This window comes from Paraburkholderia sp. SECH4, from assembly GCF_030511745.1.
Taxonomy (GTDB): domain Bacteria; phylum Pseudomonadota; class Gammaproteobacteria; order Burkholderiales; family Burkholderiaceae; genus Paraburkholderia; species Paraburkholderia madseniana.
In genome coordinates, this window is record NZ_JALOCP010000018.1 from 80,333 (window position 1) to 105,191 (window position 24,859).

General features: G+C 64.1%; 21 protein-coding genes and 1 riboswitch. Of the genes, 9 read left to right on the forward strand and 12 right to left on the reverse strand.

The window, feature by feature from the left end; translation table 11 throughout:
- Window positions 1-51 precede the first annotated feature (51 nt).
- From thiE to M0D67_RS23315, 4 genes are all read right to left on the reverse strand, one after another.
- Window positions 52-1,155, reverse strand: a complete 1,104-nt coding sequence (thiE, locus tag M0D67_RS23300) for a thiamine phosphate synthase (protein WP_154560974.1) — start codon at window positions 1,153-1,155, stop codon at window positions 52-54.
- A complete protein-coding gene (locus M0D67_RS23305; protein ID WP_054036603.1) occupies window positions 1,152-1,967 on the reverse strand; it encodes a thiazole synthase in 816 nt (271 codons plus the stop codon). The genes thiE and M0D67_RS23305 overlap by 4 nt, the downstream gene beginning before the upstream one ends.
- Window positions 1,968-2,006: 39 nt before the next feature.
- Entirely contained in the window at window positions 2,007-2,204 is a 198-nt protein-coding gene (gene thiS, locus M0D67_RS23310; RefSeq protein ID WP_028199627.1) for a sulfur carrier protein ThiS, read from the reverse strand.
- An 84-nt stretch (window positions 2,205-2,288) separates the two neighbouring features.
- Window positions 2,289-3,419, reverse strand: coding sequence for an FAD-dependent oxidoreductase (locus M0D67_RS23315; protein ID WP_154560972.1), 1,131 nt, complete (start codon window positions 3,417-3,419; stop codon window positions 2,289-2,291).
- Window positions 3,420-3,648: 229 nt separating this feature from the next.
- A riboswitch (TPP riboswitch) is annotated at window positions 3,649-3,772 on the reverse strand.
- Window positions 3,773-4,133: 361 nt separating this feature from the next.
- Between M0D67_RS23315 and M0D67_RS23320 the strand changes: the two genes are divergently transcribed.
- The 5 genes from M0D67_RS23320 (at window position 4,134) to M0D67_RS23340 (ending at window position 8,911) form a co-directional block, all read left to right on the forward strand.
- The gene (locus tag M0D67_RS23320; RefSeq protein WP_154560970.1) at window positions 4,134-5,885 is read left to right on the forward strand and encodes an ABC transporter ATP-binding protein/permease; all 1,752 of its coding nucleotides are present in this window, start codon (window positions 4,134-4,136) and stop codon (window positions 5,883-5,885) included.
- 59 nt (window positions 5,886-5,944) lie between these two features.
- The gene (locus tag M0D67_RS23325; protein ID WP_266239788.1) at window positions 5,945-6,718 is read left to right on the forward strand and encodes an SDR family NAD(P)-dependent oxidoreductase; all 774 of its coding nucleotides are present in this window, start codon (window positions 5,945-5,947) and stop codon (window positions 6,716-6,718) included.
- A 166-nt stretch (window positions 6,719-6,884) separates the two neighbouring features.
- Window positions 6,885-7,346, forward strand: coding sequence for a hypothetical protein (locus M0D67_RS23330; RefSeq protein ID WP_154560968.1), 462 nt, complete (start codon window positions 6,885-6,887; stop codon window positions 7,344-7,346).
- Between the two features lie 90 nt (window positions 7,347-7,436).
- Window positions 7,437-8,078: a hypothetical protein gene (locus M0D67_RS23335; protein WP_154560966.1), complete on the forward strand. Its 642-nt coding sequence runs from the start codon at window positions 7,437-7,439 to the stop codon at window positions 8,076-8,078.
- A gap of 92 nt (window positions 8,079-8,170) precedes the next feature.
- On the forward strand, window positions 8,171-8,911 hold the full coding sequence (locus tag M0D67_RS23340) for a response regulator (protein WP_154560964.1): 741 nt from the start codon (window positions 8,171-8,173) through the stop codon (window positions 8,909-8,911).
- An 88-nt stretch (window positions 8,912-8,999) separates the two neighbouring features.
- On the opposite strand, the gene M0D67_RS23345 is transcribed toward M0D67_RS23340, so the two are convergent.
- The 4 genes from M0D67_RS23345 to M0D67_RS23360 form a co-directional block, all read right to left on the reverse strand.
- Window positions 9,000-9,671, reverse strand: coding sequence for a flagellar basal body L-ring protein FlgH (locus M0D67_RS23345; RefSeq protein WP_154560962.1), 672 nt, complete (start codon window positions 9,669-9,671; stop codon window positions 9,000-9,002).
- A 127-nt stretch (window positions 9,672-9,798) separates the two neighbouring features.
- Window positions 9,799-10,512, reverse strand: coding sequence for a hypothetical protein (locus M0D67_RS23350; RefSeq protein WP_154560960.1), 714 nt, complete (start codon window positions 10,510-10,512; stop codon window positions 9,799-9,801).
- Between the two features lie 3 nt (window positions 10,513-10,515).
- A complete protein-coding gene (locus M0D67_RS23355; RefSeq protein ID WP_323135781.1) occupies window positions 10,516-10,683 on the reverse strand; it encodes a DUF6726 family protein in 168 nt (55 codons plus the stop codon).
- Window positions 10,684-10,728: 45 nt separating this feature from the next.
- On the reverse strand, window positions 10,729-10,911 hold the full coding sequence (locus tag M0D67_RS23360) for a hypothetical protein (protein WP_154560956.1): 183 nt from the start codon (window positions 10,909-10,911) through the stop codon (window positions 10,729-10,731).
- Between the two features lie 440 nt (window positions 10,912-11,351).
- On the opposite strand from M0D67_RS23360, the gene M0D67_RS23365 reads away from it, so the two are divergent.
- The gene (locus tag M0D67_RS23365) at window positions 11,352-12,092 is read left to right on the forward strand and encodes a response regulator (protein WP_115781190.1); all 741 of its coding nucleotides are present in this window, start codon (window positions 11,352-11,354) and stop codon (window positions 12,090-12,092) included.
- Window positions 12,089-13,360 carry an ATP-binding protein gene (locus tag M0D67_RS23370; protein WP_154560954.1) on the forward strand — a complete coding sequence of 424 codons (1,272 nt, stop codon included), beginning with the start codon at window positions 12,089-12,091 and terminating at the stop codon, window positions 13,358-13,360. The genes M0D67_RS23365 and M0D67_RS23370 overlap by 4 nt, the downstream gene beginning before the upstream one ends.
- Before the next feature lie 206 nt (window positions 13,361-13,566).
- Here the strand turns inward: M0D67_RS23370 and M0D67_RS23375 are convergent, their stop codons facing one another.
- Window positions 13,567-14,493, reverse strand: a complete 927-nt coding sequence (locus M0D67_RS23375) for a tyrosine-protein phosphatase (RefSeq protein ID WP_154560952.1) — start codon at window positions 14,491-14,493, stop codon at window positions 13,567-13,569.
- Between the two features lie 243 nt (window positions 14,494-14,736).
- Here M0D67_RS23375 and M0D67_RS23380 point away from each other — a divergent pair, with 243 nt between their 5' ends.
- Complete coding sequence (locus M0D67_RS23380) at window positions 14,737-15,996, forward strand: MFS transporter (RefSeq protein ID WP_266239761.1); 1,260 nt, start codon at window positions 14,737-14,739, stop codon at window positions 15,994-15,996.
- Between the two features lie 18 nt (window positions 15,997-16,014).
- Window positions 16,015-17,280, forward strand: coding sequence for a D-amino acid dehydrogenase (locus M0D67_RS23385; protein ID WP_266239763.1), 1,266 nt, complete (start codon window positions 16,015-16,017; stop codon window positions 17,278-17,280).
- A 123-nt stretch (window positions 17,281-17,403) separates the two neighbouring features.
- On the opposite strand, the gene M0D67_RS23390 is transcribed toward M0D67_RS23385, so the two are convergent.
- The 3 genes from M0D67_RS23390 to M0D67_RS23400 all read right to left on the reverse strand — a co-directional run bounded on the left by M0D67_RS23390 (window position 17,404) and on the right by M0D67_RS23400 (window position 24,707).
- On the reverse strand, window positions 17,404-18,873 hold the full coding sequence (locus M0D67_RS23390) for a glutamate synthase subunit beta (protein ID WP_154560946.1): 1,470 nt from the start codon (window positions 18,871-18,873) through the stop codon (window positions 17,404-17,406).
- 125 nt (window positions 18,874-18,998) lie between these two features.
- Window positions 18,999-23,702: a glutamate synthase-related protein gene (locus tag M0D67_RS23395; RefSeq protein WP_266239764.1), complete on the reverse strand. Its 4,704-nt coding sequence runs from the start codon at window positions 23,700-23,702 to the stop codon at window positions 18,999-19,001.
- 297 nt (window positions 23,703-23,999) lie between these two features.
- Window positions 24,000-24,707, reverse strand: coding sequence for a transposase (locus M0D67_RS23400; RefSeq protein ID WP_054036587.1), 708 nt, complete (start codon window positions 24,705-24,707; stop codon window positions 24,000-24,002).
- Window positions 24,708-24,859: the final 152 nt, after the last annotated feature.

A 24,859-nucleotide genomic window follows, 5' to 3' on the forward strand; every position in this document is an offset into this window, starting at 1 on the left:
ATCATGGAAATGCTGCCGTGAGGTGCCCTGTCCCTTTACTGAACTTGACGATTATTGCGTAAACGCATGTTGCAGCGCAGAAACAGCGACAGCCGGGTCGGCGGCCTCGGTCACGGCGCGCACCACGGCCGCGCAACCCACGCCCGTCGCCAGCACGTCCGGCAGCACCTGCAGATCGATTCCGCCGATCGCCACCAGAGGCACGACGCCGTCGAGCAGGCGTACATACCGCACCAGACGCTTGAGGCCCTGCGGCGCGGTCGGCATGACCTTGGTGGTGGTCGGAAACACCGCGCCCAATGCAATGTAGCTTGGCCGGAAATGCAGTGCTTTCAGAATCTCGTAGAAACCGTGCGTCGACAGACCGAGGCGGATGCCAGCGGTGGCAAGTGCCGACAGATCGGCCGTATGCACGTCTTCCTGGCCGAGGTGGACGCCGTAGGCGCCCGCTTCCAGCGCGGCTTGCCAGTGATCGTTGATGAAAACCTGGGCATCGTGCTCACGGCCCGCGGCGACACAGCGGGCGATTTCGCGCTTCAGTTCGTCGGCAGGTTCGGCCGATTTGCGGCGCAACTGGACCGTTTTCACGCCAAAACCCACCACCCGTTCGACCCACTCCGCGGTCGGCAGCACCGGGTACAGCCCGAGCCTGTCGGGGCAACGCGCGAACGCTTGCGCCGGCGCGGCCGGCAGACCGGCGAGGCGTGGGAAGTGCGCGATATCGGCCGGAAATGCGTCCTCCGCTTTGGTTTCGTCGCCGTCGCGCCACGCCAGCGCCAAAACCAGCGCGTCGTGCGGATCAAAGCCGCAATCCAGAAACGCCGCCAGCGCGGGAATCCAGTCTTCCGCCAGATGGCCTTCCAGACTGTATTTCTCGCCGCCCAGATGCAACGTCGCCGCGTTCTCGGCGGCGACGATCACGCCTGCGCCCTGCACCTGCCAGCGCGCCACCTGCTCGCCATGCTGCTGCGCGTCGGCGACGATGATCAGGTCTCCGCCGTTCGGCTCGTCCGGCGCGGTCAGGCAGATGCGCCACGGCGCATGGGTCGGCGGCCACTCGCCCAAGCGGGCGCGGATCCGCTCGGCAGCTTCGGTGAGTTCGTCAGCGGGCGGCCAGAAGAGGTCGCGGCCAGTCAAAGGCAAAGTTTGCGTCATGCGGCGCTCCCGTCTTGATGCCAGAACGGCATGCCGACCACCGGCGTGCTCGCGTGCGCGCTTTCGCGTTCGGCCATCGGCCCCGCCAGAAAAGCCTGGCGGCCCGCTTCGACGCCCAGCGCGAAGGCGCGCGCCATTGCGTCGGGGTGCGTCGCCTGGGAAACGGCGGTGTTCAGCAGCACGCCGTCGAAGCCCCACTCCATCACTTGCGCCGCGTGCGACGGCACGCCGAGGCCGGCATCGACGATCAGCGGCACGTCGGGCAAGCGCTCGCGCAAGACGCGCAGGCCGTACGGATTGATCACGCCCTTGCCGGTGCCGATCGGCGCGCCCCACGGCATCAGCGCCTCGCAGCCCGCATCGAGCAGGCGGCGGCCGATCACGAGATCTTCGGTGCAATACGGCAGCACCTTGAAGCCGTCCTTGATCAGCTGCGTGGCCGCTTCGATCAGGCCGACCGGGTCGGGCTGCAGCGTGTAGTCGTCGCCGATCAGTTCGAGCTTGATCCACTCGGTTTCGAAGATTTCACGCGCCATATGCGCGGTCGTCACCGCCTCGCCGACGGTCAGGCAGCCGGCGGTATTGGGCAGCAGCGGGACGCCATGGCGTTTGAGCAGGTCGAAGAAACCGGCTTCGGCGCCGCCTTCGTTCATCTGCCGGCGCAGCGCGACGGTCACCATGCCGGGCTGCGCCGCGTCGATCGAATCGGACAGCGATTGCAGCGATGGATAGCGCGAGGTGCCGAGCAGCACACGGCTCGCGAAAGTCTGGCCGTAGAGCGTGAGCGCGTCGGCGGTTTGGGGGGCAGTCATTTGCATAATCCTGGTCTCCGGCAAGGCGTGGCGCGGGGCTTAACCGCCGGCCACGGGTTGCACGACATCGAGCTTGTCGCCCGGCTGCAGCGCGCGCGCCGCATGCTGGGTACGTGCGACGAAATCGCCGTTCAGCGCGACCGCGAATGGTGGACGCGCGCCGAACGCGGCAAGCGCATCGGCGACAGTCGCGCCTTCGGGCAACGACAACGGCTTTTGATTGATATGAATGTCCATGGTGTTCGAATACGGTTCAATCGAGTGGGGCAGCGGCGCGCGCTTGTTTATCCCGCGGCTATTTCGCCAGCAGGCGCGCAACGCTCATGCCGGCTCCCGCGTGGAGTCCAGTTGAAACAGCTCGCTCCAGCGCGCGGCACTTTGCCAGTCGGCGAAAGCATCGGCGTCGCCAATGCGGCCGTCGAGCAGCGCCGCGGCGAAGCGCACGGCTTCGTCGGCGACTTCGGGCACGATCATGTAGCCGTGCCGGTACAGGCCGTTCACGCGCAATGTCTGCGCGCCATCCCACAGCAACGCCGGACGGTGGTCCGGCAAAGTCGGGCGGCACTGCGAATTCAGTTCGAGGATGCGTGCCTCGCCGAAGCCGGGATGCACGGAAAACGCAGCGCTCAGCAACTCGAGCGCCGAGCGCACGCTGACCGGCGACATGTCCTCGCCTTCCACTTCGGTGGCGCCAATCACGTAGAGATCGTCCTGCTTCGGCGCGATATACAGCGGGTAGCGCGGATGCAGCAGGCGCACCGGCCGCGTCAGCTTGATACCGGGCGCATGCACGCGTACAACTTCGCCGCGAATGCCGCGCAGCGTGGGCAGCACAGACTTCGCGCCCAACCCACGGCAGTCGATCGTAATGCGTGCGGACGGCAGCGCATGATCGTCGACCGGCGTGTTCCAGTGCGTTTCGACACCGCGCTGGGCGAGGCCCGCGGCGAGCGCGGTCAGCACCTGACGGTTATCCAGTTGGCCTTCGCGCGGCAGCAACCAGCCCTGGTTGAAGCGGCCCGCCAATGCGGGCTCGGCGGCGCCGACCTGAGCGCCCGCCAGCGTCACGAAGCCACCGTCGAGCAATTCAGCAGGCGCGTTCGAGCGCACCCGGCGTTCGAACAGTGGCGCTTCGGTGCGGTCGGCGTGATGCCATACGACGAGCGTGCCATTGCGCTGGAAGAACACTGGTTCGGGCAATTCGGCCAGCACTCGCGGCCAGGAATCGAGCGAACTCGCGCCGAGACGGGTGATCAGCAGTTCAGCACTGGCGGCTTCGGCCAGCGGCGCCAGCATGGCGGCGGCGACCCAGGCCGCCGCTTGCGTACCTGCAGCATCGCCGCGCTCATAGAGCGCCACGCGATGCCCTTCACCGGCGAGACGCCACGCGACGAGGCGCCCGCACAGCCCACCGCCGAGCACGGCGAAATCGGGTTGAGCAGAACGATTCATCGCGCGCACTCCGAGTCACAGCGGCAAGCAACGCTAAAGCAGCACGGCGCGCGAACACAACCGACGAAAGCGTGGCGAAGAGCAAAACACATGTCTGAAGAATAGGCGGTCATCGAGTCCTTTCCGTACGGCAAAGAAACGCACGTACCCAGGACGAAACCGGCGGGTGAGGCCGGCCGGGCAATAAGCACGTCCAATGACGGACGCCGCCCGGCGGGGAATGGAAGACTGGCTGCTTCCGGAAACTTCCCGCGCCGGTATTACCCGGATCGGGTGCAAAGGGTCTCTCTCAGCCTCGCCGCCGCTGCATGAAAATCACGCAGCCTGTGGGCAAAGCACCCCTGTTTCGTCGAAGGTCATTAGACCATAAAAGGCGCAGCGCCCGCAAACCAACGGCCTCTGCGGGCACACGCCGTTGATCCGTCACTATCTTTCGATTCATCAATACGGCCGACTGCAACGCTCTGGCACAATGCCAGGACCGGATGCCGCTGGCGCGCGGGTGACATGCTTCGCCGCCCGAGCGCCAGCGGCATCGAGGCGGGACCTCTGAGCGGAAATTAATTTTCACTTAAGGGCTTCGCGCCAGAATCGGGCGCTTACCCGGACGTGCGTTCGTCGAGCACGACGCCCGGGGCACGCACCGCAAACCCGCCGTGGGGCCGGCCCGACTGGGGCCCGCCCGGCACGGGCCAGCACTTCACCAGGATGCTCATGACACCGAATACCGCTTCCAGCCCCGCGCTGCCGCCGGACGATAAAGTCTCCGCATGGAGCCTGATCAAACCTTACTGGGTTTCCGAAGAACGAAAAACGGCGTGGGGGCTGCTCATCGCGATCATCGTTATGAATCTGCTCGTCGTGTGGATCAACGTGCGCCTGAACCGCTGGAGCGCCGACTTCTACAACGCGCTGCAGACCAAGAACGTCCACGACTTCCCGCATCTGCTGATGGTGTTCTCGGGGCTTGCGTTCGGCTTCATCATTCTGGCCGTGTACGGCCGCTATCTGCGCCAGATGCTCGGCTTCCGCTGGCGCCAGTGGCTGACCACGCGCTATCTCAACGAGTGGCTGCACGACAGCGCCTTCTACCGTATCGAACGCGACCGGCTCGCTGACAACCCCGACCAGCGGATCAGCGACGACCTGCAATCGTTCGCCACCACCACGCTCTCGCTGACGCTCGACCTGCTGTCCACGGTCGTCACGCTGGTGTCGTTCATCACGATCCTGTGGTCGCTGGCCGGTGCGCTGACCGTCTCGCTCGGCGGCATGCCGATACAGATTCCGGGCTACATGGTGTGGGCCGCGGCGCTGTACGCGGTGGTCGGCTCGCTGATCATCCAGAAGGTCGGCCATCCGCTCGTGTCGATCAATTACCAGGCGCAGAAAGTCGAGGCGGATTTCCGTTTCGGCCTGATCCGTCTGCGTGAAAACGCCGAGCAGATCGCCTTCTACGATGGTATGGAGACCGAGAAGAAGAACACCCAATCGCTGTTTGGCCGCATCCGCGACAACTGGTGGCAGGTGATGAAGTACACCAAGCGGCTCACCTTCGTGCTGAGCTTCTACGGCCAGATCGCGATCATCTTTCCGCTGGTGGTGGCAGCACCCCGTTACTTCGCGGGCGCTTTCACGTTCGGCGTGCTGATGCAGATTTCGAGCGCATTCGGTACCGTCAGCGATTCGTTTTCGTGGTTCATCAACAGTTACGGCACCCTGGTCGAATGGCGCGCTACCGTGAACCGGTTGCGTGAATTCAGCCGCGTCGTGCATGCGCCGCGTTTGAAGGAATCAGTGTCGCCCGCCACCGCGCATGGCGGCATCAACCTGCATTTTGTCGACGAAGACAAGCTCTCCACAGACGGCCTTCAGCTTGCGCTGCCGAACGGCAACCCGCTGTCGCGCATCCGCGATATCGCAATCACGCCGGGCTCGCGCTGGCTGGTTCGTGGTCCGTCCGGCTCGGGCAAGAGCACGCTGATGCGCGCGCTCGCAGGATTGTGGCCGTTCGGCGACGGCTCGATCGACGCACCAGTCAACGCGCGCATGATGTTCATCCCGCAGGTCAGCTACATGCCGATCGGCACACTGAAAGCCGCGCTCACCTATCCATCCTCTGCTGACACCTACACCGACGAAGAATGCCGCGAAGCGCTCGTCACCTGCCACCTGTCGGAATACGCCGACCGCCTGCAGGAATCGGGACACTGGACACGCGTTCTCTCGCCGGGCGAACAACAACGTCTCGCCGGCGCCCGTGTGCTGCTGCATAAGCCGGACTATCTGTTCCTCGACGAAGCAACCAGCGCGCTCGATTCGGAAAACGAAGCACGCCTCTATCACCTGTTCACCGAGCGACTGCCGCAGGCGGCGATCGTCAGTGTCGCGCATCGCGAATCGCTGGCGGCGTTCCATGGCGAAACGCTCGACGTCGAGCGCTCGGGCGAACCGATCGCCGCGTGAACAGCGTGAACAACGCGAGCGACATGAGCGGCACCGGTGACGCGAGCAGCACGACCGGCATGAGCGGTGCCGAACTCGATCGGGTCGTCCTGATCACCGGCGCGGGCTCCGGCATCGGCGCCGCACTGGCCCGGCGCATCGCCGCGCCGCGCACCGCGTTGATGCTGCACGCCCGCGGCGCCGACGACGAAGCGCGCCAGCGTCTTACACAAGTCGCCGCCGATTGCAGCGCGAACGGCGCGCGCTGCGCGACGGTGTTCGGCGATCTGGCCGAACGCGGCGCCGCGGAACACGTAATTCATCAAACGCTCGCGAACTTCGGCGCGCTTGATCAGTTGGTAGCGAACGCCGGCCACGCGCAACGGCAAACGCTCAACGCACTCGACGCTGACGTGTTCAGCGCCGCCTTCGCCGCCATGCCGGCCGCGTTCGCCGCGCTCGTCAAGCGTGCGACGCCCGCCCTGGAAACCTCGAAGCGAGGACGCGTGGTCGCGCTCAGTTCGTTCGTCGCGCATCGCTATCGCGTGGATGCGCCGTTCGCCGCAACGGCTGCGGCGAAAGCGGCGATCGAGTCACTGGCCAAAACCGCAGCCGCCGAACTTGCGCCGCATGGCGTGACGGTCAATTGCGTGGCGCCCGGCTATACCCGTAAAGATCGCGGCCCAAGTGCCGATAATGCATCGGTGTGGACTCGCGCCGCCGAAGCGACACCGCTCGGTCACGTCGCCGAGCCCGCGGATATCGCCGCGCTGATCGCCTTCCTGCTCTCCGACGAAGCGCGTCACATCACCGGCCAGGTGATCCATATCGACGGCGGCCTGACGCTCGGCTAGGCAGCACGCCGCAACATCCGGAAACACGCGAGAACAGTTCGAAAGCATTTGCGAAGCGGGCAAGCTGTTCCGCGCTTTGAAAATCCCCTGCAGCAGCGACGATAGTCGTGCGGGCTGTACCATGCGCCGCCCGCCACGCCCCTCACTGCTACTGGACTCTCCGCACATGTCATTCGATCACCGCTTCCATCCTTTGACCCAGCGCGCAGCGCTTGCGCTTGGCGCAGCCCTGCTGCTCACGAGCGCCGCGTACGCTGCGCAAGCCACCCAGCCCAATGAGCCGGCGGATGTTTGCCCCGCGCTCAAACACATCGTCGACGCACCCGATTTCAAGCAGTTGCACGCGCAACCTGCCGCGCAACTGCCGGGCGTATCGGCCGTGGACGACTGCCGCGCCAACACGCACGCCTACGATTGCCACTGGCGCGCACACTGGCAAGCCGACGGTGTCGTCAACGATCCGCTCGAAGAATTCGGCGCCGATATCGCTGCCTGCTTTCCCAACGTCGTGCACGACGTCAACACGCCGACGCGTCAGCATTTCATCGTGACCACCGAAGATCGGCGCGTGAACGTGACGGCCAGCGTGCAAGGGCAAAACGAACTGCGCCTGCGCGTCACGCGCTGAGCGTCGGCCGTTTTTGCCACGTTCCGCTGCTTTTCCGCTGAGACCCGTTGTCATTCGCCGCACTTCCTCACCGCCATCAGGCACCGCATCATGACCTCTATGCCGAGCTTGCGCGCTTACGCTTTCACGCGGGCCCCAATGGCCGCGTGGGTCATGTTGCGGCGGCCTTGTGCGTGGCTCGCCGCCTCGGCGACCCTCGCATTCGGTCTGAACGGCTGCGCGTGGACGCTGATCTCGGCGGCCGACGCCACCGGCTCCGTGATTCAGGCCGGCTACGCGATCGCGGCGAACTACTCGTCGCCGACCTTCGTCAACGGCCGGCCGGCGAACGTGCATAACGTCTGCATCGAAGTGAATCAGACTGTGACGGTCGGCGATTTCGTGCCGGCGCTGCAGCTTGCGCTCGACCGGCGCGGTATTCGTTCGGACGTCTACAATCCGGGCACCTCACCCGCCGGATGCGAAGCGCGCCTCGTCTACAACGCCGCGATCGACTACGGCCGCCGTTCGTTCAGCGACGAAACGATCCAGTATCTGTCGATCATCGATCTGACGCTGATCCAGCACGGGCGCATTCTCGTCACCGCGCGTTACCAGACCGGCGGCCTCAACACCGACCGCTTCTCTACCGCCTCGACCAAGCTCAATGGTCTGATCGACAAGATGGTGGTCGATCAGACCGATCTGGCCCGGCAGCCGATGCAGACCATCCAGACGTCGCTGGCAAACTAGGCGCACGGCCTGCTTGCTTTCTCTTACGCGAGAAAGGATTCGAAAGCGTTTCGCGCTTTGCGCCGCGCGCGTGGATCACTAAGATGACCTGGATGAACCAATCCATTCTGGTCGTCGACGACGACCCCGTCGTACGCGAGCTCGTCAGCGAATATCTGCTGGGGCGTGGCTTCAAGGTGTCCACGCTCGAACACGGCATGGCGCTGCAGCGCAGCTTGCAGGACGAGCGTCCCGCGCTGGTCGTGCTCGACATCATGATGCCGGAGCTCGACGGCATTAGCGCGTTGCGCGCATTGCGCGTCGCCGGCGACGATATTCCTGTGATCCTGCTGACCGCGCGCGCCGATCCGATCGACCGCGTGATCGGCCTCGAACTCGGCGCCGACGATTATCTCGGCAAGCCATTCGAACCGAGCGAGCTGGTCGCGCGGATTCGCACGGTCCTGCGCCGCCGCGGCACGATTGCACCGAGCGCGCCGGAGCAACGCGCGCCCTATCGTTTCGGTCGTTTCGAGGTGAATTTTCCGGCGCGCGAATTGCGCCGCGACGGTGAGCGGATTGCGCTGCGTTCGAGCGAATTCGCGATGCTCAAGGTGTTCGTCACGCACGCGATGAGCGTACTCACGCGCGCGCAGTTGCTGGAGAAACTGCACGGCAATAGCGAGGTGCATCGCAACCGCAGCCTTGACGTCTCGATCTGGCGTTTGCGGCGGCTGATCGAAGTGGATCCGTCCGAGCCTCGCTATGTGCAGACCGTCTGGGGACGCGGCTACGTGTTCGTGCCGGACGGTGAAATCGGCGCAGCGGAACGTAACGCGCCACCGCTTGCGTGATGTTTGCCTGGCGAGACCTCGGCGCCAGGCCTCGGACTTAGGTAAACCTACGCGGCGTGTCTCGCATCTCGCGCACACCGCGTCGACGCTAGAACGTCAGCACGCTCAGAAACATTCTCTGCAGCCAGCCCATCGTGGTGGAGTCGGACACCATCCCCACGCCGGCCTGCTCGATGCGCGCATTCGCGACCTTGCTCGACGCCACATAGTTGCCTGCTTCGATATCCTTCGGATTGACGATGCCCGACAGGCGCAAGCGGTCGCGGTTGCCGCTCATCGCGATCACCTTCTCGCCCGACACCACCAGATTACCGGTCGACATCGTCCCGATCACGGTCACGGCCAACGTGCCGGTCATGCCGCTGACGTCGGTGAGACTGCCCTGCCCCTTGTAGTCAGTACTGGCCGAGCCGATGTTGAACAGCCTCGCGAGCCGCGCGGCTGCGTTGGTCGACTGATCGGCTGCAGTCGCGGTGATGCTGCTCGAACGGCTCGCGGCAGCGGTCGCGCTGTTGTTGCCGCTGTACGATTCCGACAAGCGGATCGTCAGCACATCGCCGATATGCTGCGCACGCGGTGTTTCGTAGAGCAGCAAGGGCGCGCCGGCCTGATAGATCGCGCCCTGCGTATTGACGTTCAGCGGCGCCGACGCGAGCGGCGGCGACATCGGCGTTTCGACGATTGACGGCTGTTGGCCGCTCCCGCAAGCCGCGAGGCAGGCCGCCACGCCTAGCGCGACAGTGAGACGTAGCGCAGTCATGCATGCTCCTTGGCCGGGTCGGCCGGGTAAAAAACGGACTTTGCAGTCGTGGTGCCGATGCTTTGTTCAACGATGCAATCTGAGCCACGCATGCGCCCACAACCAGCGCGACAGGTGAGGCGGCACATCACCCCGCCTCGGCGCCGCTCGCCTGCCATTGCCGCACGACCGATTTCACCCATGCGTCCGAGCCTTTCAGCAGATAGGTGAGCGTGCCGTTGCGAGTGCCCGGCAGAAAACACAACGTGATCGAACTCACCGCGTTTTCCCACACGTAGACCGGCATCGCGCCCGACGACGACACGCTTTGCGTCACCAGACGCGGCGTGCCATAGCGGTCCGCGAGCGCGTCGCGCAGGTCTTCGGCGGTGATCTCGTCGATCACGAAGGAAATCTCGTACAGACGCAGCGCGCTCTGGCCGTCGACACGCGCAAAGCGCAGCACATGCTCCAATGCCGGCGCACCGTCGACGACGGCTTGCGACACCGCCCAGCCATCGTCCGCACGATGCGCCCAGCGGCAGGCGACCGTCAGACTCTCGCGCGATTTCAACCGCATGCCGAGCGCGCCCGCCTGCACGTCCGTCTCGCAGACGGGCACGCTGCCAATCGGCGTAGCACGCACGGTCGAACCCGCGCGGAACTCGTCGAGCGTGATGCCGAGCGCAATGCCGCGAAACGCGAACGGCGTGTCCTGCGAGCGCCGGCGTGCGTCAGCGGAAGCAGCCTTCGACGCGGCGCTGGCCGCATTCGCTTCGCGCGCGACGGGCTGCGCCTCAGCGAGCATCGAGAGCGCGCCGCCCAGCAGCGCCAGCGCGCAGGCAATCCGTTTGAGTCTCATGATTCAGTCGATGGCAGATGAACACATGTCGAACGGGGTAGCCGCGGCATGGCCGACGACCGGAACGATTTTCAGCGTGGCCGCTGTCAGCCGGCACGGCAGCGCGGCGACGGCGCAGCCGCCAAGTGGCAGCAGCGCCGCGCCGAGCGTCAACCACGCAGCGACACGGATGAAACAGTCAGGAATGCTCGGGGTCGACACACGGGCCTCGGTGCGTCAGGCAGTCGTGTTGACGTGATGCCCGACCAGCCCCGACGGCAGCGACGGGAGCGCCTCGCTGGCGGACTCCCGTGCTTGCGGCGTGGCCAGCGAGTTGTTTGGGGCTGCGGGTTTTTCCGCTGGCGGCGTGGGCGCGAGCGAAGAAAAGCGGGTTGAGCTGAGATTGCTATGAACGGTCATGATGAGCCTCGCGTGGCGCTAGGTTTCGATTTCACGCCGCCTGCCGTGGGCCCAAGGCGTTAGGCTGTTTTCGACATGCGGCGCAACGTACTGCACGACGAATCATCTCGCCGCGCACGCGGTGGCGATGCGCGAAGGAACGCGCGCTTTTCCGCGGTTCTTACGACCCGTTGCGACCCCTTGCCGTCAGTAGCAATTGCGCGCAGATTCTTTCCCCGGAGGAATTCCAGCGGTGCAAAATGACTTCCACGCCGCGCAGCGCATGGGCAAATGGGCCAACGCATTACGGACGCGTTGCCAGATGTGGCGGCAGTGAAATATGCCGTGAGCCTTTGTTGGCGGGCCTCACGCCCGGACCGGCGGGCACGGCGCGAGTTTGGGTAAGCATTGGTAAGAAAACAGTCGGTCGCACGCCGCGCGTGCCAGTCTAGAATTTCGCCATGAATCCACAGGTCCTTATCGTCGACGACGACCCGGTTGTGCGCGATCTGCTTTGCAAGTTTCTGCAGACGAACGGCTTCGACGCGTCAGTGCTGCACGACGGCACCCATTTGCAACGCCGGCTCGAACGTGAACGGCCGTCGGTCGTCGTGCTCGACATCATGATGCCGAACACCGACGGCTTACGCGCGCTCACTGCGCTGCGTGCCGCCGGCGACGACATTCCGGTGATCTTCGTGACGGCGCGCGGTACGGTGGCCGACCGCATCGTTGGGCTTTCGCTCGGCGCGGACGACTACCTGACCAAGCCGTTCGACCCACGCGAACTGCTCGCGCGCATCCATACGGTGCTCCGCCGCCGCGGGCCGTCCACTACGAGCGCGCCGGAAGCCCGCAAGCCGTATCGCTTCGGGCCGTTCGAACTCGACTTCGCCACCCGCTCGCTGTCACGCGACGACTCGAAGCTGCCGCTGCGCGACAGCGAGTTCGCCCTGCTAAAGATTTTCGTCAACAATCCGTACAAGGTGCTGTCGCGCGTGCTGATCCACGATCTCGTGCATCGCGACAATCTCGCCTTCCGCGACCGCAGCCTCGACGTGCCGATCTGGCGCCTGCGCCGCGTGATCGAAGACGACCCGTCCAATCCCTGCTATGTGCAGACGGTGCGCGGCAAAGGCTACGTATTCGTGCCCGACGCCGACGGCACGCCGTTCGCCGACGAGGCTGCCTCAAGCGCATGAGAAACCCGCTGAACACGCTGTTCGGCAGAATGGCGTTACTGTCGGCAGCGGTGTTGTTCGCGATTCAGGCCGGGTGGTTCGTGCTGGTGGTGATGCAGCCGCCGCGCCACGAAATCGACGGCTTCGCGCGCGGCATTCTGCTCGTGCTGCAGGCCATCAACGGCGAGCCGATGAAGGGCGCCGCGCTCGCGCCCGCCATGCGCGTGCACCTCGTGCCCACCTGGAACATGCCGTCGAGCGTCCATCTGCGCACGCCGGATCAGCGTCCACTGGTCGAACTGAGCCGGCACTTGCGCGAGAACCTGCCGCCCGGCACGCAAATCGCCGTCGACGACCTGCGCCCGCCGCAGCTATGGGTGCTGTTCCCCGGCAAATCGAACTGGGTTGTCGTGCCGGTGGACGTGCCGCCGCGCCCGCGCTTCGTGGTCGAATCCATCTCGATGCTGCTGGCCGCGCTGATTCTGTCGCTGTTCGCGGTCTGGCAGATGCAACGGCCGCTGTCGCGCGTGGCCGATGCCGCCCGCGCGTTCGGTTCAGGCGGCCGGCCGGAACCCGTGACCGTGCAGGGCCCGCGCGAACTGCGCGATCTGATCGGCTCCTTCAACGACATGATGCGGCGCCTGAACGAAGCCGGAGACGACCAGGCGGTGATGCTGGCCGGCGTCGCGCACGATCTGAAAGCGCCGCTCACGCGGCTCAAGTTGCGTGCGAGCGTACTGGTCGCGGAAAACGAGCGCGCCGGCCTGATCCGCGACGTCGACTCGCTGACCAACATCGTCCAGCAGTTTCTGGAGTTTGCGGGCCAGTCCGCCGACGCAGGGCCGCCGGTCGAAGTCGACGAATTCCTGCAGGAACAGTTTTCCGCCAGCGACAGCACCGAGACGCCGCTCTTCACGCTCGATCTGCGCGCCGGTTCGTCGTTCACGCTGCCGCGCACCTTGCTCGACCGGCTGGTCACGAACCTTGTCGACAACGCGCTCGAGCACGGCTCACCGCCGGTGGATATCGCCACGGCGCGCGATGAACGGCATTGGGTAATCAGCGTGCGCGACCACGGCCCAGGCATTCCCGACGACCGCATCGCCGCGGCGATGAAACCGTTCGTACGGCTCGACGCGGCACGCGGCGGCGAAGGTCATTGCGGCCTGGGTCTCGCGATTGTCGCGCGGCTCGCGCACGATCGCGGCGGACGCTGCCATGTGCGCAATCACGCGCAAGGCGGGCTGGAAGTACGGATCGAATTGCCGGTTGGAACGGCACATGCGTAAGGATGATCGAGAAGGGTGAAGCGGCGTTGAGCACGGGCACTTACACGCCCTTACTGGATGGGCTTTTGTGATGGTTGCGGCCTTATAGTCGCCCCCGGCAACCTCGATGCCGCCCTTCTCTGTCCGCCCGCTTATTTGGGGCGGACTTTTTTTTCGTCTATACCTGCCGGCGTAGTCCGCGCAACACCAGGCGCAGCGAGCGCGAGTCAGACGACGAGGCGGTCGTGCAACGTGTCGATCGTCGCTTGAGACAGGCCCAGGCCTTGTGTCAGATAGCTCGCCATCGTGCCGTAGCTCGCCTGCACCTGATCGAACCCCGCCTGCAGATAATTGTCCTGGACAGTGAACAAGGGCGACTCGATCGTGGCGACCGCGTCGCCGTCCTGCGCGCGTACCGTCGCGGTCTGCGCCGCAATCGACTGAGCCAGATAGACGTTGCTCAGCAGATAGTCCTGCATGATGACGTCGAGCGGCACGTTGGCAATGCTGAGCAGGAGAGCCGCGACCCAGCCGGCGCGATCTTTACCCGCATTGGAATGAAACAGTTGCGCGCCCGCGCCATTGGCGAGTCGCGTGAGGAGCTCGCCGTAGCCGACGCGCTGGGCGGCGCCGGTGACATAGGCGCGCGCCTGGGCTTCCATGAACGCGACGGCGGCGCCTGCCGTGTCGAACGTTGGGGCGACGAAGTCGCTGACACCCAGCACGTCGAGCGCTTGCGATGTCGCACCGGCGGGCAGGATATCCGCGGTACGCGCGGTTTCGCCGGGCGTGCGCAGATCGTAGACGGAAGCGATGCCCAGTTTGTCGAGCGCGGCCGTGTCGGCGGCGCTAAGGGTCAGCGCGTTCGCGCGATAAAAGGCGCCGCGGCGCATCTGCTTGCCGTCAACCGTGGGATAGCCGGCGGCCGCGCCTGCCACATCGCGGAAGTTACTCACCGAGGTGAGGCGTGGCGTTTCCGGCTGATCGGCGTCCAGATTTCCGCCCCCGCAAGCCGACAGCAGTGAACTGCTCATGCCGGAGAGCAGCAACACGCTTGCCGACGATTTCAGGAATGTGCGGCGCGACTGATAAGCCCGCAAAGGCGTGCTCGCGGAGTGGCGGGATGGCGAGCAGGTTTTTGCGGTTGCGTGCATTAAGGGTGACGAGCGCGGGCGTGAGGAGGACTTTCGCAGCTCGAGTGCTGCCGGCGCAGTTTAACGGCGGAAAATAATTTTTGGGTTACATGGTAGTAGTTCGTAAGGAACCGGAATGGAGTTTCTTATGCCGCCGCCATTTTTGACCACAACTGGCCGCACAACACCCCATCCCCTTAGAATACAAAAAACTCACGATCAAGCCGCCGGAAGGCGAAAACCGCCTGGAGACCACAAAAAAACATGCCCTCTCTCCAATGGTTCACCGAACTGACCCAGCGCGAACGCCGCACCCTCTACGCTGGCTTCGGCGGCTACGCAGTCGACGCGTTCGACTTCATGATCTACTCATTCCTTATCCCGACGCTGATCGCGACCTGGGGCATGACCAAAAGCGAAGCCGGCATGATCGCGACCAGTTCGCTGATTTCGTCGGCGATCGGCGGCTGGCTCGCCGGCATTCTGGCCGACCGTTACGGACGCGTCCGTGTCCTCCAGTGGACCATCGCCACCTTCGCGATTTTCACCTGCCTGTCAGGTTTCACCCATTCGTTCTGGCAACTTCTCACCACCCGAACGCTGCAAGGCATCGGCTTCGGCGGCGAATGGTCGGTCGTGACGATCATGATGGCCGAAACCATCCGTTCACCTCAGCATCGCGCGAAAGCCGTCGGCACCGTGCAGAGCAGTTGGTCGTTCGGTTGGGCCGCGGCGGCCATCATCTATTGGGCGTTCTTCGCGCTGCTGCCGGAACAGGTCGCCTGGCGCGCCTGCTTCTGGATCGGCCTGCTGCCCGCGCTGTGGATCTTCTACATTCGCCGCAATGTCAGCGATCCAGAAATCTTTCTCGAAACGCGCCGCGCTCGCGAAAGCGGCTTCGATACCTCGCATTTCCTGCAGATCTTCTCCTTCCCGCACCTCAAAACCACCCTGCTAGGCAGCGTGCTGTGCACCGGCATGCTCGGCGGCTATTACGCGATCACCACCTGGCTGCCGACCTATCTGAAGACCGTGCGGCATCTGTCGGTCTTCAACACCAGCGGCTATCTGATCGTGCTGATCGTCGGCTCGTTCACCGGCTATATGGTCGGAGCGGTTCTGTGCGACAAGATCGGCCGGCGCGCGTCGTTCGTGCTGTTCGCAATCGGCTCGTTCGTGCTCGGCATGGTCTACACGATGCTGCCGATCACCGACGGCATGATGCTCGCGCTCGGCTTCCCGCTCGGCATCGTCGTGCAGGGGATTTTCGCGGGAGTCGGCGCGTATTTGTCGGAGCTCTATCCGAATGCGATCCGCGGCTCGGGGCAGGGCTTCTGCTACAACCTGGGCCGCGGTCTCGGCTCGTTCTTTCCGATCCTGGTGGGTACGCTGTCGCAAACCATGACGCTGGTTAAGGCGATGGGTATCGTCGCCGGTTCGGGCTATCTGCTGGTGATCGTCGCCGCGGTGTGTCTGCCGGAGACCAAGGGTAAAGTGCTTGGTGCGACCAGCCCCATCGCCTGAAAATCGCTGTACACAACCATGAAAACGATTGTTCTGGGCGGCGGCGTCATTGGCGTCGCCACCGCGTTTTATCTGCGCCAGCAAGGCTGCGACGTCGCCGTGATCGAGCGCGAGCCGGACGTCGCGCTCTCCACCAGCTTCGGCAACGCCGGCGTGATCGCGCCAGGCTATGTGACGCCGTGGGCCGCGCCCGGCATGCCGGCGAAGATCCTCAAGTATCTGTTCGAGCCGGCCTCACCGCTGATTTTCCGCCCCACCCTGGATCCGGCTCAATGGCGTTGGATCGCGCGCTGGCTGCGTGAATGCGACCTCGAACGTTTTCGCGTCAACAAGCAGCGCATGCAACGCATCGCTTATTACAGCCGCGAGTGCCTGCACGAATTCCGTGGCCGACATCCGTTCGACTATGGCCGCAGCCAGGGCTATCTGCAATTGTTCCGCAGCGAGTACGACGTCGAGCTCGCGCAACCGGCGCTGGCGGTACTGCGCGACGCGGGCATTGCGCATCGTGAAGTCAGCGCGGCGCAGTGCGTTGAGATCGAACCGGGTTTGCGCTGGGCGCGGCAAACGCCGCTCTCGGGTCTCTACCTCCCCGACGACGAAGCCGGCGATTGCGCCCGCTTCACCCGCGAATTGCGCGCGATCTGTGAGCGCAACGGCGTGCGCTTTTGCTTCGATACACGGGCGAGCTCGCTCGATGTGCGAGGCGGTACGGTTCGCGCGGTGCATGTCGACAGCGAACGCGGCAGCGAGACGTTGCAAGCGGATGCGGTAGTGGTGGCGCTGGGCGTCGACAGTGCAGCGCTGCTCGCGCCGCTCGGGGTGAAGGTGCCGCTCTACCCGGTCAAAGGCTACTCGGCGACGCTGCCGGTCACCGACGATGAAAAGGCCCCGCATGCGGCACTGATGGACGAGTCGCTGAAAACGGCGATCACGCGCTTCGGCAACAACCTGCGCGTGGCCGGCACCGCGGAGCTCGGCAATCGCCAGACGACCTTGCGCGAACAGGCCTTGCAGACGCTGATGAAAGTGCTCAGGGACTGGTTTCCGCACGCGGCCAATCCGACCTCCGCGCATTTCTGGGTGGGCCGCCGGCCGATGACACCCGATGGCACGCCGCTACTCGGCCCGTCCGGTGTGGAGAATCTGTGGCTGAATCTCGGGCACGGCTCGACGGGCTGGGCAATGTCGATGGGCTCGGGCCGGGTGGTCGCGGATTTGATTACGCAGCGCACGCCGGAGATCGATCTGGAAGGGCTGACGTTGGCGCGCTATCGGAAGTAGCAATTAAAAAGCCGGGTCACCCTCTCAGGTGCCCGGCTTTGTTTTTACGGCTTTGTCGTCTCCACCTCTTCCTGCAAGCAGTGGCCGGTTTCCGCGTTGAAGAGCGAAAACCAGCTGGAGACGTTAGCGCGGCAGTTCCGAATGACCCATCAGGAACGCATCGACCGAGCGTGCGCACTGACGGCCTTCGCGAATCGCCCACACTACGAGCGACTGGCCACGACGCATATCGCCCGCGGTGAAGACCTTGTCCACTGACGTGTAATACGCCTTGTCGCCTTCAGTCGACGCGCGCACGTTGCCACGGTTGTCCTTATCGACGCCGAACGCTTCGAGCACCGGCGACACCGGTTGCGTGAAGCCCATGGCCAGCAGCACCAGATCGGCCTTCATTTCGAATTCCGAGTTCGGCACTTCCTGCATCTTGCCGTCCTTCCATTCGACGCGCGCCGCGATCAGCTTCTCGACCTTGCCGTTCTTGCCTTCGAGGCGCTTGGTAGCAACAGCCCAATCGCGCGAGCAGCCCTCGTCATGCGACGACGACGTGCGCAGCTTGATCGGCCAGTACGGCCACACGAGCGGCTTGTTTTCCTCTTCCGGCGGTTGCGGCAGCAGTTCGAATTGCGTGACGCTCTTCGCGCCATGACGGTTCGACGTACCGACGCAGTCCGAACCCGTATCGCCGCCGCCGATCACGACCACATGCTTGCCCTTGGCGAGCAACTGGTTCGCGACTTTGTCGCCGGCATTGACCTTGTTCTGCTGCGGCAGGAATTCCATTGCGTAGTGGATGCCTTCCAGTTCACGGCCCGGCACTGGTAGATCGCGCGGCGTTTCCGAACCGCCGGCGATCACGACCGCGTCGAACTGTTCTTTCAGCTCGGCCGGTGTGATGGTTTCCTTCGCGGTGTTGCCGATGTGTTCCGGCAGCGAATCCGCCTTGCCGACGAACACGTTGGCGCGGAACGTCACGCCTTCGGCTTCCATCTGACGCATGCGGCGGTCGATCAGCCACTTCTCCAGCTTGAAGTCAGGAATGCCGTAACGCAGCAAGCCGCCGATCCGGTCGTTCTTTTCGAACACGGTGACATCGTGCCCCGCGCGCGCGAGTTGCTGCGCGGCGGCCAAACCGGCGGGGCCTGATCCGACCACGGCGACCTTCTTGCCGGTCTTGTGCTTCGGCGGCAGCGGCGCGACCCAACCTTCGGCCCACGCTTTGTCGATGATCGCGTGTTCGATCGACTTGATGCCCACCGGGTCGTCGTTGATGCCGAGCGTACATGCCGCTTCGCACGGCGCCGGGCAGATGCGGCCCGTGAACTCGGGGAAGTTGTTCGTCGAGTGCAGCACTTCGATCGCGTTCTTCCAGTCCTGATGGAACACCAGGTCGTTGAAGTCCGGGATGATGTTGTTCACCGGGCAGCCGTTGTTGCAGAACGGAATGCCGCAGTCCATGCAACGTGCGCCTTGAATCTTGGCTTCGTCGTCGGTCAGTGCCGCGACAAATTCCTTGTAGTGCTTCACACGCGTGAGCGGAGCTTCGTACGCCTCGTGGCGGCGCTCATACTCGAGAAAACCGGTTGCCTTGCCCATGTGGTTCTCTTCTCTATCTGTATCAGGTGAGGTGATCTACACCCGCCGCGTCGAACAATCGAATCGTCGAGCGCGGCGGGTACGGCTAAGTGTGACGTCTGCGGGTCGAGCCGCGGGCGGGTCAGTTAAGCGGCGAGTACTTCCTTGTTCGCCTTCTTCGCAGCCATTTCGCCCAGTGCGCGCTTGTATTCGGTCGGGAACACCTTCACGAACTGACGGCGCGACGCATCCCAGTTTTCCAGCAGCGCTTTCGCGCGCGGCGAACCCGTGAACTGGAAGTGACGTTCGATGAGACCCTTGAGCAGGGCTTCGTCGGTTGCGCCGCTGTGCCACAAGCCCTTGTCGACCGTGCGTTCCTGTTCAGCCTGTTGCAGAACCGGATCGAGCGCGACCATCGACTTGTTGCACTTGCCCGCGAACGTGCTGTCCGGGTCGTACACGTAAGCGATACCGCCCGACATACCGGCCGCGAAGTTACGGCCCGTTTCGCCGAGCACGATCACAGTGCCGCCCGTCATGTATTCGCAACCGTGGTCGCCCGTGCCTTCGACGACCGCAGTCGCACCGGAGTTACGCACGCAGAAACGCTCGCCGGCGACGCCGCGGAAGAACGCTTCGCCTTCGATCGCGCCGTACATCACCGTGTTGCCACAGATGATGTTTTCTTCGGACTTGCCGCGGAAATCGTTAGTCGGACGGATGATGATGCGGCCGCCCGAGAGGCCCTTGCCGACATAGTCGTTGCCGTCGCCAACCAGATCCAGCGTCACGCCTCTCGCGAGGAACGCGCCGAAACTCTGGCCTGCGGTGCCCTTCAACTGGATGTGAATCGTGTCGTCAGGCAAGCCGTCGTGGCCGTACTTCTTCGCGATCGTGCCGGACAGCATCGCGCCGACCGTACGGTTCACGTTGCGCACCGGCTGGATGAACGAGACGTGCTCGCCCTTCTCGATGGCGGCCTTGGCCTTCTCGATCAGCACGTGATCCAGTGCGCGGTCGAGACCGTGGTCCTGCACGTCGACGTGCTTGCGTGCCACGTCTGCCGACACCTGCGGCTGATAGAACACGCGCGAGAAGTCGAGACCCTTCGCCTTCCAGTGTTCGACGCCCTTCTTCATATCGAGCAACTCGGCGTGACCGATCAGGTCCTCGAACTTGCGGATGCCCAGTTGCGCCATGATTTCGCGCGCCTCTTCCGCAACGAAGAAGAAGAAGTTGACGACATGTTCCGGCTGGCCCTGGAACTTCGCACGCAGCACCGGATCTTGCGTCGCGACGCCGACCGGGCAGGTGTTCAGGTGGCACTTGCGCATCATGATGCAGCCTTCGACGACCAGCGGCGCCGTCGCGAAGCCGAATTCGTCCGCGCCGAGCAGCGCGCCGATCACGACGTCGCGGCCGGTCTTCATCTGACCGTCGGCCTGCACGCGGATACGGCCGCGAAGCTGGTTCAGCACCAGCGTCTGCTGCGTTTCCGCCAGACCCAGTTCCCACGGTGTACCGGCATGCTTCACCGACGACAGCGGCGATGCACCCGTACCGCCGTCATGACCGGCGATCACAACGTGATCGGCCTTCGCCTTGGCGACACCCGCTGCCACCGTACCGACGCCCGACTCCGACACCAGCTTTACCGACACGCTGGCGGCCGAGTTGGCGTTCTTCAGGTCGTGAATCAGTTGCGCCAGATCTTCGATCGAGTAGATGTCGTGGTGCGGCGGCGGCGAAATCAGGCCGACGCCCGGCACCGAGTAACGCAGCTTGCCGATGTATTCCGACACCTTGTGGCCCGGCAACTGACCGCCTTCGCCCGGCTTCGCGCCTTGCGCCATCTTGATCTGGATCTGATCGGCCGACGCGAGGTATTCCGCCGTCACGCCGAAACGGCCTGACGCCACCTGCTTGATCTTCGAGCGCAGCGAATCGCCGTCCTTCAGCGGAATGTCGACGATCACTTCGTCGCCGATCACCGACTTCATGGTGTCGCCGTTCTTGATCGGAATGCCGCGCAGTTCGTTGCGATAACGGTTCACGTCCTCGCCGCCTTCGCCGGTGTTCGACTTGCCGCCGATGCGGTTCATCGCGACAGCCAGCGTGGCGTGGGCTTCGGTCGAGATCGAGCCCAGCGACATGGCGCCGGTGGCGAAACGCTTGACGATGTCCTTCGCCGATTCCACTTCGTCGAGCGGGATCGCCTTGGCCGGATCGAACTTAAATTCGAACAGGCCGCGGAACGTCATGTGGCGCTTGGTCTGATCGTTGATCAGATGCGCGTATTCCTTGTACGTCTGGTACGAATTGCTGCGCGCCGAGTGTTGGAGCTTGGCGATCGCATCCGGCGTCCACATGTGTTCTTCGCCGCGCACGCGATAGGCGTACTCGCCACCCGCGTCGAGCATGTTCGCGAGCACCGGGTTGTCGCCGAACGCGTCGCGATGCAGACGGATCGCTTCTTCCGCGACGTCGAACAGGCCGATCCCGCCGACCTTCGACGAGGTGCCGTTGAAGTACTTCGACACAAGGCCTTCAGCCAGACCCACAGCTTCGAAAATCTGCGCGCCGGTGTACGACATGTAGGTCGAAATGCCCATCTTCGACATGACCTTCTGCAGGCCCTTGCCGACCGCCTTCGTGAAGTTGTAGACCGCCTTTTCCGCCGACAGGTCACCCTTCAGGCCCGCTGCGAGCTGGCCGAGCGTTTCCATCGCGAGGTACGGGTGCACGGCTTCCGCGCCGTAGCCCGCGAGCAACGCGAAGTGGTGCGTTTCACGCGCCGAGCCGGTTTCCACGACGAGACCCGCGCTCGTGCGCAGACCGTGCTGGACGAGGTGCGTATGGATCGCGGCGGTGGCCAGCAGCGCCGGGATCGCCACATTGTCGCGGTCGGTCTTGCGGTCCGACACGATCAGCATGTTGTAGCCGGACTTGACCGCATCGACGGCTTCCGCGCACAGCGAAGCCAGACGCGCTTCGATGCCTTCCTTGCCCCAGGCCACCGGATAGCAGATGTTCAGTTCGTACGAGCTGAACTTGCCGCCCGTGTACTGATCGATCGCACGGATCTTGGCGATGTCCTTGAAGTCGAGCACCGGCTGCGACACTTCGAGACGCATCGGCGGGTTGATGTTGTTCGTGTCCAGCAGGTTCGGCTTCGGACCGACGAACGACACCAGCGACATCACCATGTTTTCACGGATCGGGTCGATCGGCGGGTTCGTGACTTGCGCGAACAACTGCTTGAAGTAGTGATAGAGCGTCTTGTTCTTGTTGGACATGACCGCCAGCGGCGAGTCGTTGCCCATCGAGCCGACGGCTTCTTCACCGGCTTGCGCCATCGGCGCCATCAGGAACTTGAGGTCTTCCTGCGTGTAGCCGAACGCCTGCTGGCGATCCAGCAAAGCAGCGGCTTCGCGGCGTTCCGTGACGACGTCTTCGGCCTTCGGCTCGATTTCGTCGAGCTTGATGCGCACGGCGTCGATCCAGCTCTTGTACGGCTTGGCGTTGGCGAGGTTGTCCTTCAGTTCCTTGTCGTCGATGATGCGGCCGTGTTCCATGTCGATCAGGAACATCTTGCCCGGCTGCAGACGCCACTTCTTGACGATCTTCGACTCGGGGATAGGCAGCGTGCCCGCTTCCGACGCCATGATGACCAGGTCGTCGTCGGTGACGATGTAGCGCGCCGGACGCAGGCCGTTACGGTCGAGCGTGGCGCCGATCTGACGGCCGTCGGTGAAGGCGATCGCGGCGGGGCCGTCCCACGGCTCCATCATCGCGGCGTGGTATTCGTAGAACGCGCGGCGGTTGTCGTCCATCAGCGTGTGCTGTTCCCACGCTTCCGGGATCATCATCATCACGGCGTGGACGAGCGGGTAGCCGGCCATCACCAGCAGTTCGAGACAGTTGTCGAACGATGCCGTGTCGGATTGGCCCGGGTAGATCAGCGGCCACAGCTTGGGCAGATCGTCGCCGAGCACGTGCGACGCGATCGCGCCGGTACGGGCGTTCAGCCAGTTGACGTTGCCCTTCACCGTGTTGATTTCGCCGTTGTGGGCGATCATGCGGTACGGGTGAGCCAGTTCCCACGCCGGGAACGTGTTGGTCGAGAAGCGCTGGTGCACCAGCGCCAGCGCCGACACCGTGCGCTCGTCCTGCAGGTCGCGGTAATACACGCCGACCTGGCCAGCCAGCAGCAGCCCCTTGTAGACGACCGTGCGCGCCGAGCACGACGGCACGAAGTATTCCTTGCCGTGCTTGAGCTTGAGCGCCTGGATGCGGTGGCTCGCGGTCTTGCGGATCACGTACAGCTTCCGCTCGAGCGCGTCGGTCACCATGATGTCCTTGCCGCGGCCGATGAAGATCTGGCGGATCAGCGGCTCGCTCGCCTTGACGGTGGGCGAAATCGGCATGGTGTGGTCGACCGGCACGTCGCGCCAGCCCAGCACGACCTGGCCTTCGGCCTTCACCGTGCGTTCCAGCTCCTGTTCGCAGGCGAGACGCGATGCATGTTCCTTCGGCAGGAAGACCATGCCCACGCCGTACTCGCCGTTCGGCGGCAGCACGACGCCCTGCTTGGCCATTTCCTCACGATAGAAACCGTCCGGAATCTGGATCAGGATGCCCGCGCCGTCGCCCATCAGCGGATCGGCGCCGACGGCGCCCCGGTGGTCGAGGTTCTCGAGAATCTTCAGGCCCTGCTCGATGATCTCGTGGCTTTTCTTGCCCTTGATATGGGCGACGAAGCCGACGCCGCAGGCGTCATGTTCGTTTTGCGGGTCGTACAGACCTTGCGCGGCGGGAACCGGGTGAGTCGGTTGCTGGTGGTCGTTCATGGGGACACCGTCTGTGAGGGGCCGGACAGGCCGTTAAAACCGTTTTCTATTGCCGCAGTGCGCACCGCAACCGCGTCGGCGACTCAGTACGCTTGAATGCTACGCGTGCCAAAAAGTGCCGGAATTCGGAATATACGCGACGAATCAACGGAATAGCAAATAAAACGTGATGTTAGAGCACCAATTATCAAGTTGGTGCATTGCGGCTATTTTTTATTGGTGCCATATCAAAAAGGTGCAGAAGAAAACGGCATGCGAAGATGCCGTTTCGGGTGCAGCCCTTTGATATGGAACGCTTTATTGCGTCTGCGGCGTTTCGCGGACCTTGCGCGGCCGCCCGCGCGGCAGCGGCGAAACGCGCCGGTTGGCCGCCCGCGCCGCCCATTCGCGGTAGGTGTCGCTGCCCAAAACCCAGCCTTTCAGGGTGGCCTGCTGAAGCTGACTGGCTTCGCGTTCGTCGAGCGGTTGCTCGCACAACTCCCGGTAGGCGCGCTGTCGTTCGAACGGCGTATTGCCGAGCGACCAGTACAACGGATGGTCGGTAATCAGGCTGTCGAGCGTGAGGCCGATGTGATGGCGGTAGCTCGACCAGCGGTAGTCCTCGGGCGCGCTTACAAGCCCGGCGCGCACCGGCGACATCTCGACAACGCGGCTCGCCAGCAGGAAATACCGCTCCCCTTCGATTACCGTGGCACGGTAGCGGCCCTCCCACAGTGTGCCGCGACGCGCATAACGCCGGTTGAAGTGCGCAACGTAGCGGCGCCCCACCGCCTGCATTGCCTTCGGCAGGCTCGACTCCTCAGTGGGCGTGACGAGCAGTTGGACTGAGCCCGGCATCAACGCATACGCGTGGATGGACAAGTGATGGTCGCGTGAAGCCGCTTTTAAGCAGTCGATGAAAAGCTCGTAGTCCTGGTCGTCGACAAATGCGGGCTGCTGATCGAGTCCACGGAGGATGACGTGCTGCGGCTGGTCAGGGACATAGAGACGTGCAAGCCGTGCCATGCTGGAGTATCCAATAGTCGCGTTGGTATATACCCGAAGGTCCGAAAAGCCGCGTGGGCGCTGGGTTCGGCGCGGCGCGGCTTAGCCAGAAACCGCCCGGCGCTTAGGGAGAAAGCTCTAACTGCCGCGTATGGTTTGTTTCAAACGTTGTG

Coding starts and splice junctions, on each gene's coding strand:
- M0D67_RS23345 (WP_154560962.1), bottom strand. CDS start 9,671: ATGACTGCGCTACGTCTCACTGTCGCGCTAGGCGTGGCGGCCTGCCTC.
- M0D67_RS23350 (WP_154560960.1), bottom strand. CDS start 10,512: ATGAGACTCAAACGGATTGCCTGCGCGCTGGCGCTGCTGGGCGGCGCG.
- M0D67_RS23370 (WP_154560954.1), top strand. CDS start 12,089: ATGAGAAACCCGCTGAACACGCTGTTCGGCAGAATGGCGTTACTGTCG.
- M0D67_RS23385 (WP_266239763.1), top strand. CDS start 16,015: ATGAAAACGATTGTTCTGGGCGGCGGCGTCATTGGCGTCGCCACCGCG.
- M0D67_RS23395 (WP_266239764.1), bottom strand. CDS start 23,702: ATGAACGACCACCAGCAACCGACTCACCCGGTTCCCGCCGCGCAAGGT.
- thiE (WP_154560974.1), bottom strand. CDS start 1,155: ATGACGCAAACTTTGCCTTTGACTGGCCGCGACCTCTTCTGGCCGCCC.
- M0D67_RS23380 (WP_266239761.1), top strand. CDS start 14,737: ATGCCCTCTCTCCAATGGTTCACCGAACTGACCCAGCGCGAACGCCGC.
- M0D67_RS23305 (WP_054036603.1), bottom strand. CDS start 1,967: ATGACTGCCCCCCAAACCGCCGACGCGCTCACGCTCTACGGCCAGACT.
- thiS (WP_028199627.1), bottom strand. CDS start 2,204: ATGGACATTCATATCAATCAAAAGCCGTTGTCGTTGCCCGAAGGCGCG.
- M0D67_RS23400 (WP_054036587.1), bottom strand. CDS start 24,707: ATGGCACGGCTTGCACGTCTCTATGTCCCTGACCAGCCGCAGCACGTC.
- M0D67_RS23325 (WP_266239788.1), top strand. CDS start 5,945: ATGAGCGGTGCCGAACTCGATCGGGTCGTCCTGATCACCGGCGCGGGC.
- M0D67_RS23315 (WP_154560972.1), bottom strand. CDS start 3,419: ATGAATCGTTCTGCTCAACCCGATTTCGCCGTGCTCGGCGGTGGGCTG.
- M0D67_RS23365 (WP_115781190.1), top strand. CDS start 11,352: ATGAATCCACAGGTCCTTATCGTCGACGACGACCCGGTTGTGCGCGAT.
- M0D67_RS23340 (WP_154560964.1), top strand. CDS start 8,171: ATGAACCAATCCATTCTGGTCGTCGACGACGACCCCGTCGTACGCGAG.
- M0D67_RS23320 (WP_154560970.1), top strand. CDS start 4,134: ATGACACCGAATACCGCTTCCAGCCCCGCGCTGCCGCCGGACGATAAA.
- M0D67_RS23360 (WP_154560956.1), bottom strand. CDS start 10,911: ATGACCGTTCATAGCAATCTCAGCTCAACCCGCTTTTCTTCGCTCGCG.
- M0D67_RS23390 (WP_154560946.1), bottom strand. CDS start 18,873: ATGGGCAAGGCAACCGGTTTTCTCGAGTATGAGCGCCGCCACGAGGCG.
- M0D67_RS23330 (WP_154560968.1), top strand. CDS start 6,885: ATGTCATTCGATCACCGCTTCCATCCTTTGACCCAGCGCGCAGCGCTT.
- M0D67_RS23335 (WP_154560966.1), top strand. CDS start 7,437: ATGACCTCTATGCCGAGCTTGCGCGCTTACGCTTTCACGCGGGCCCCA.
- M0D67_RS23375 (WP_154560952.1), bottom strand. CDS start 14,493: ATGCACGCAACCGCAAAAACCTGCTCGCCATCCCGCCACTCCGCGAGC.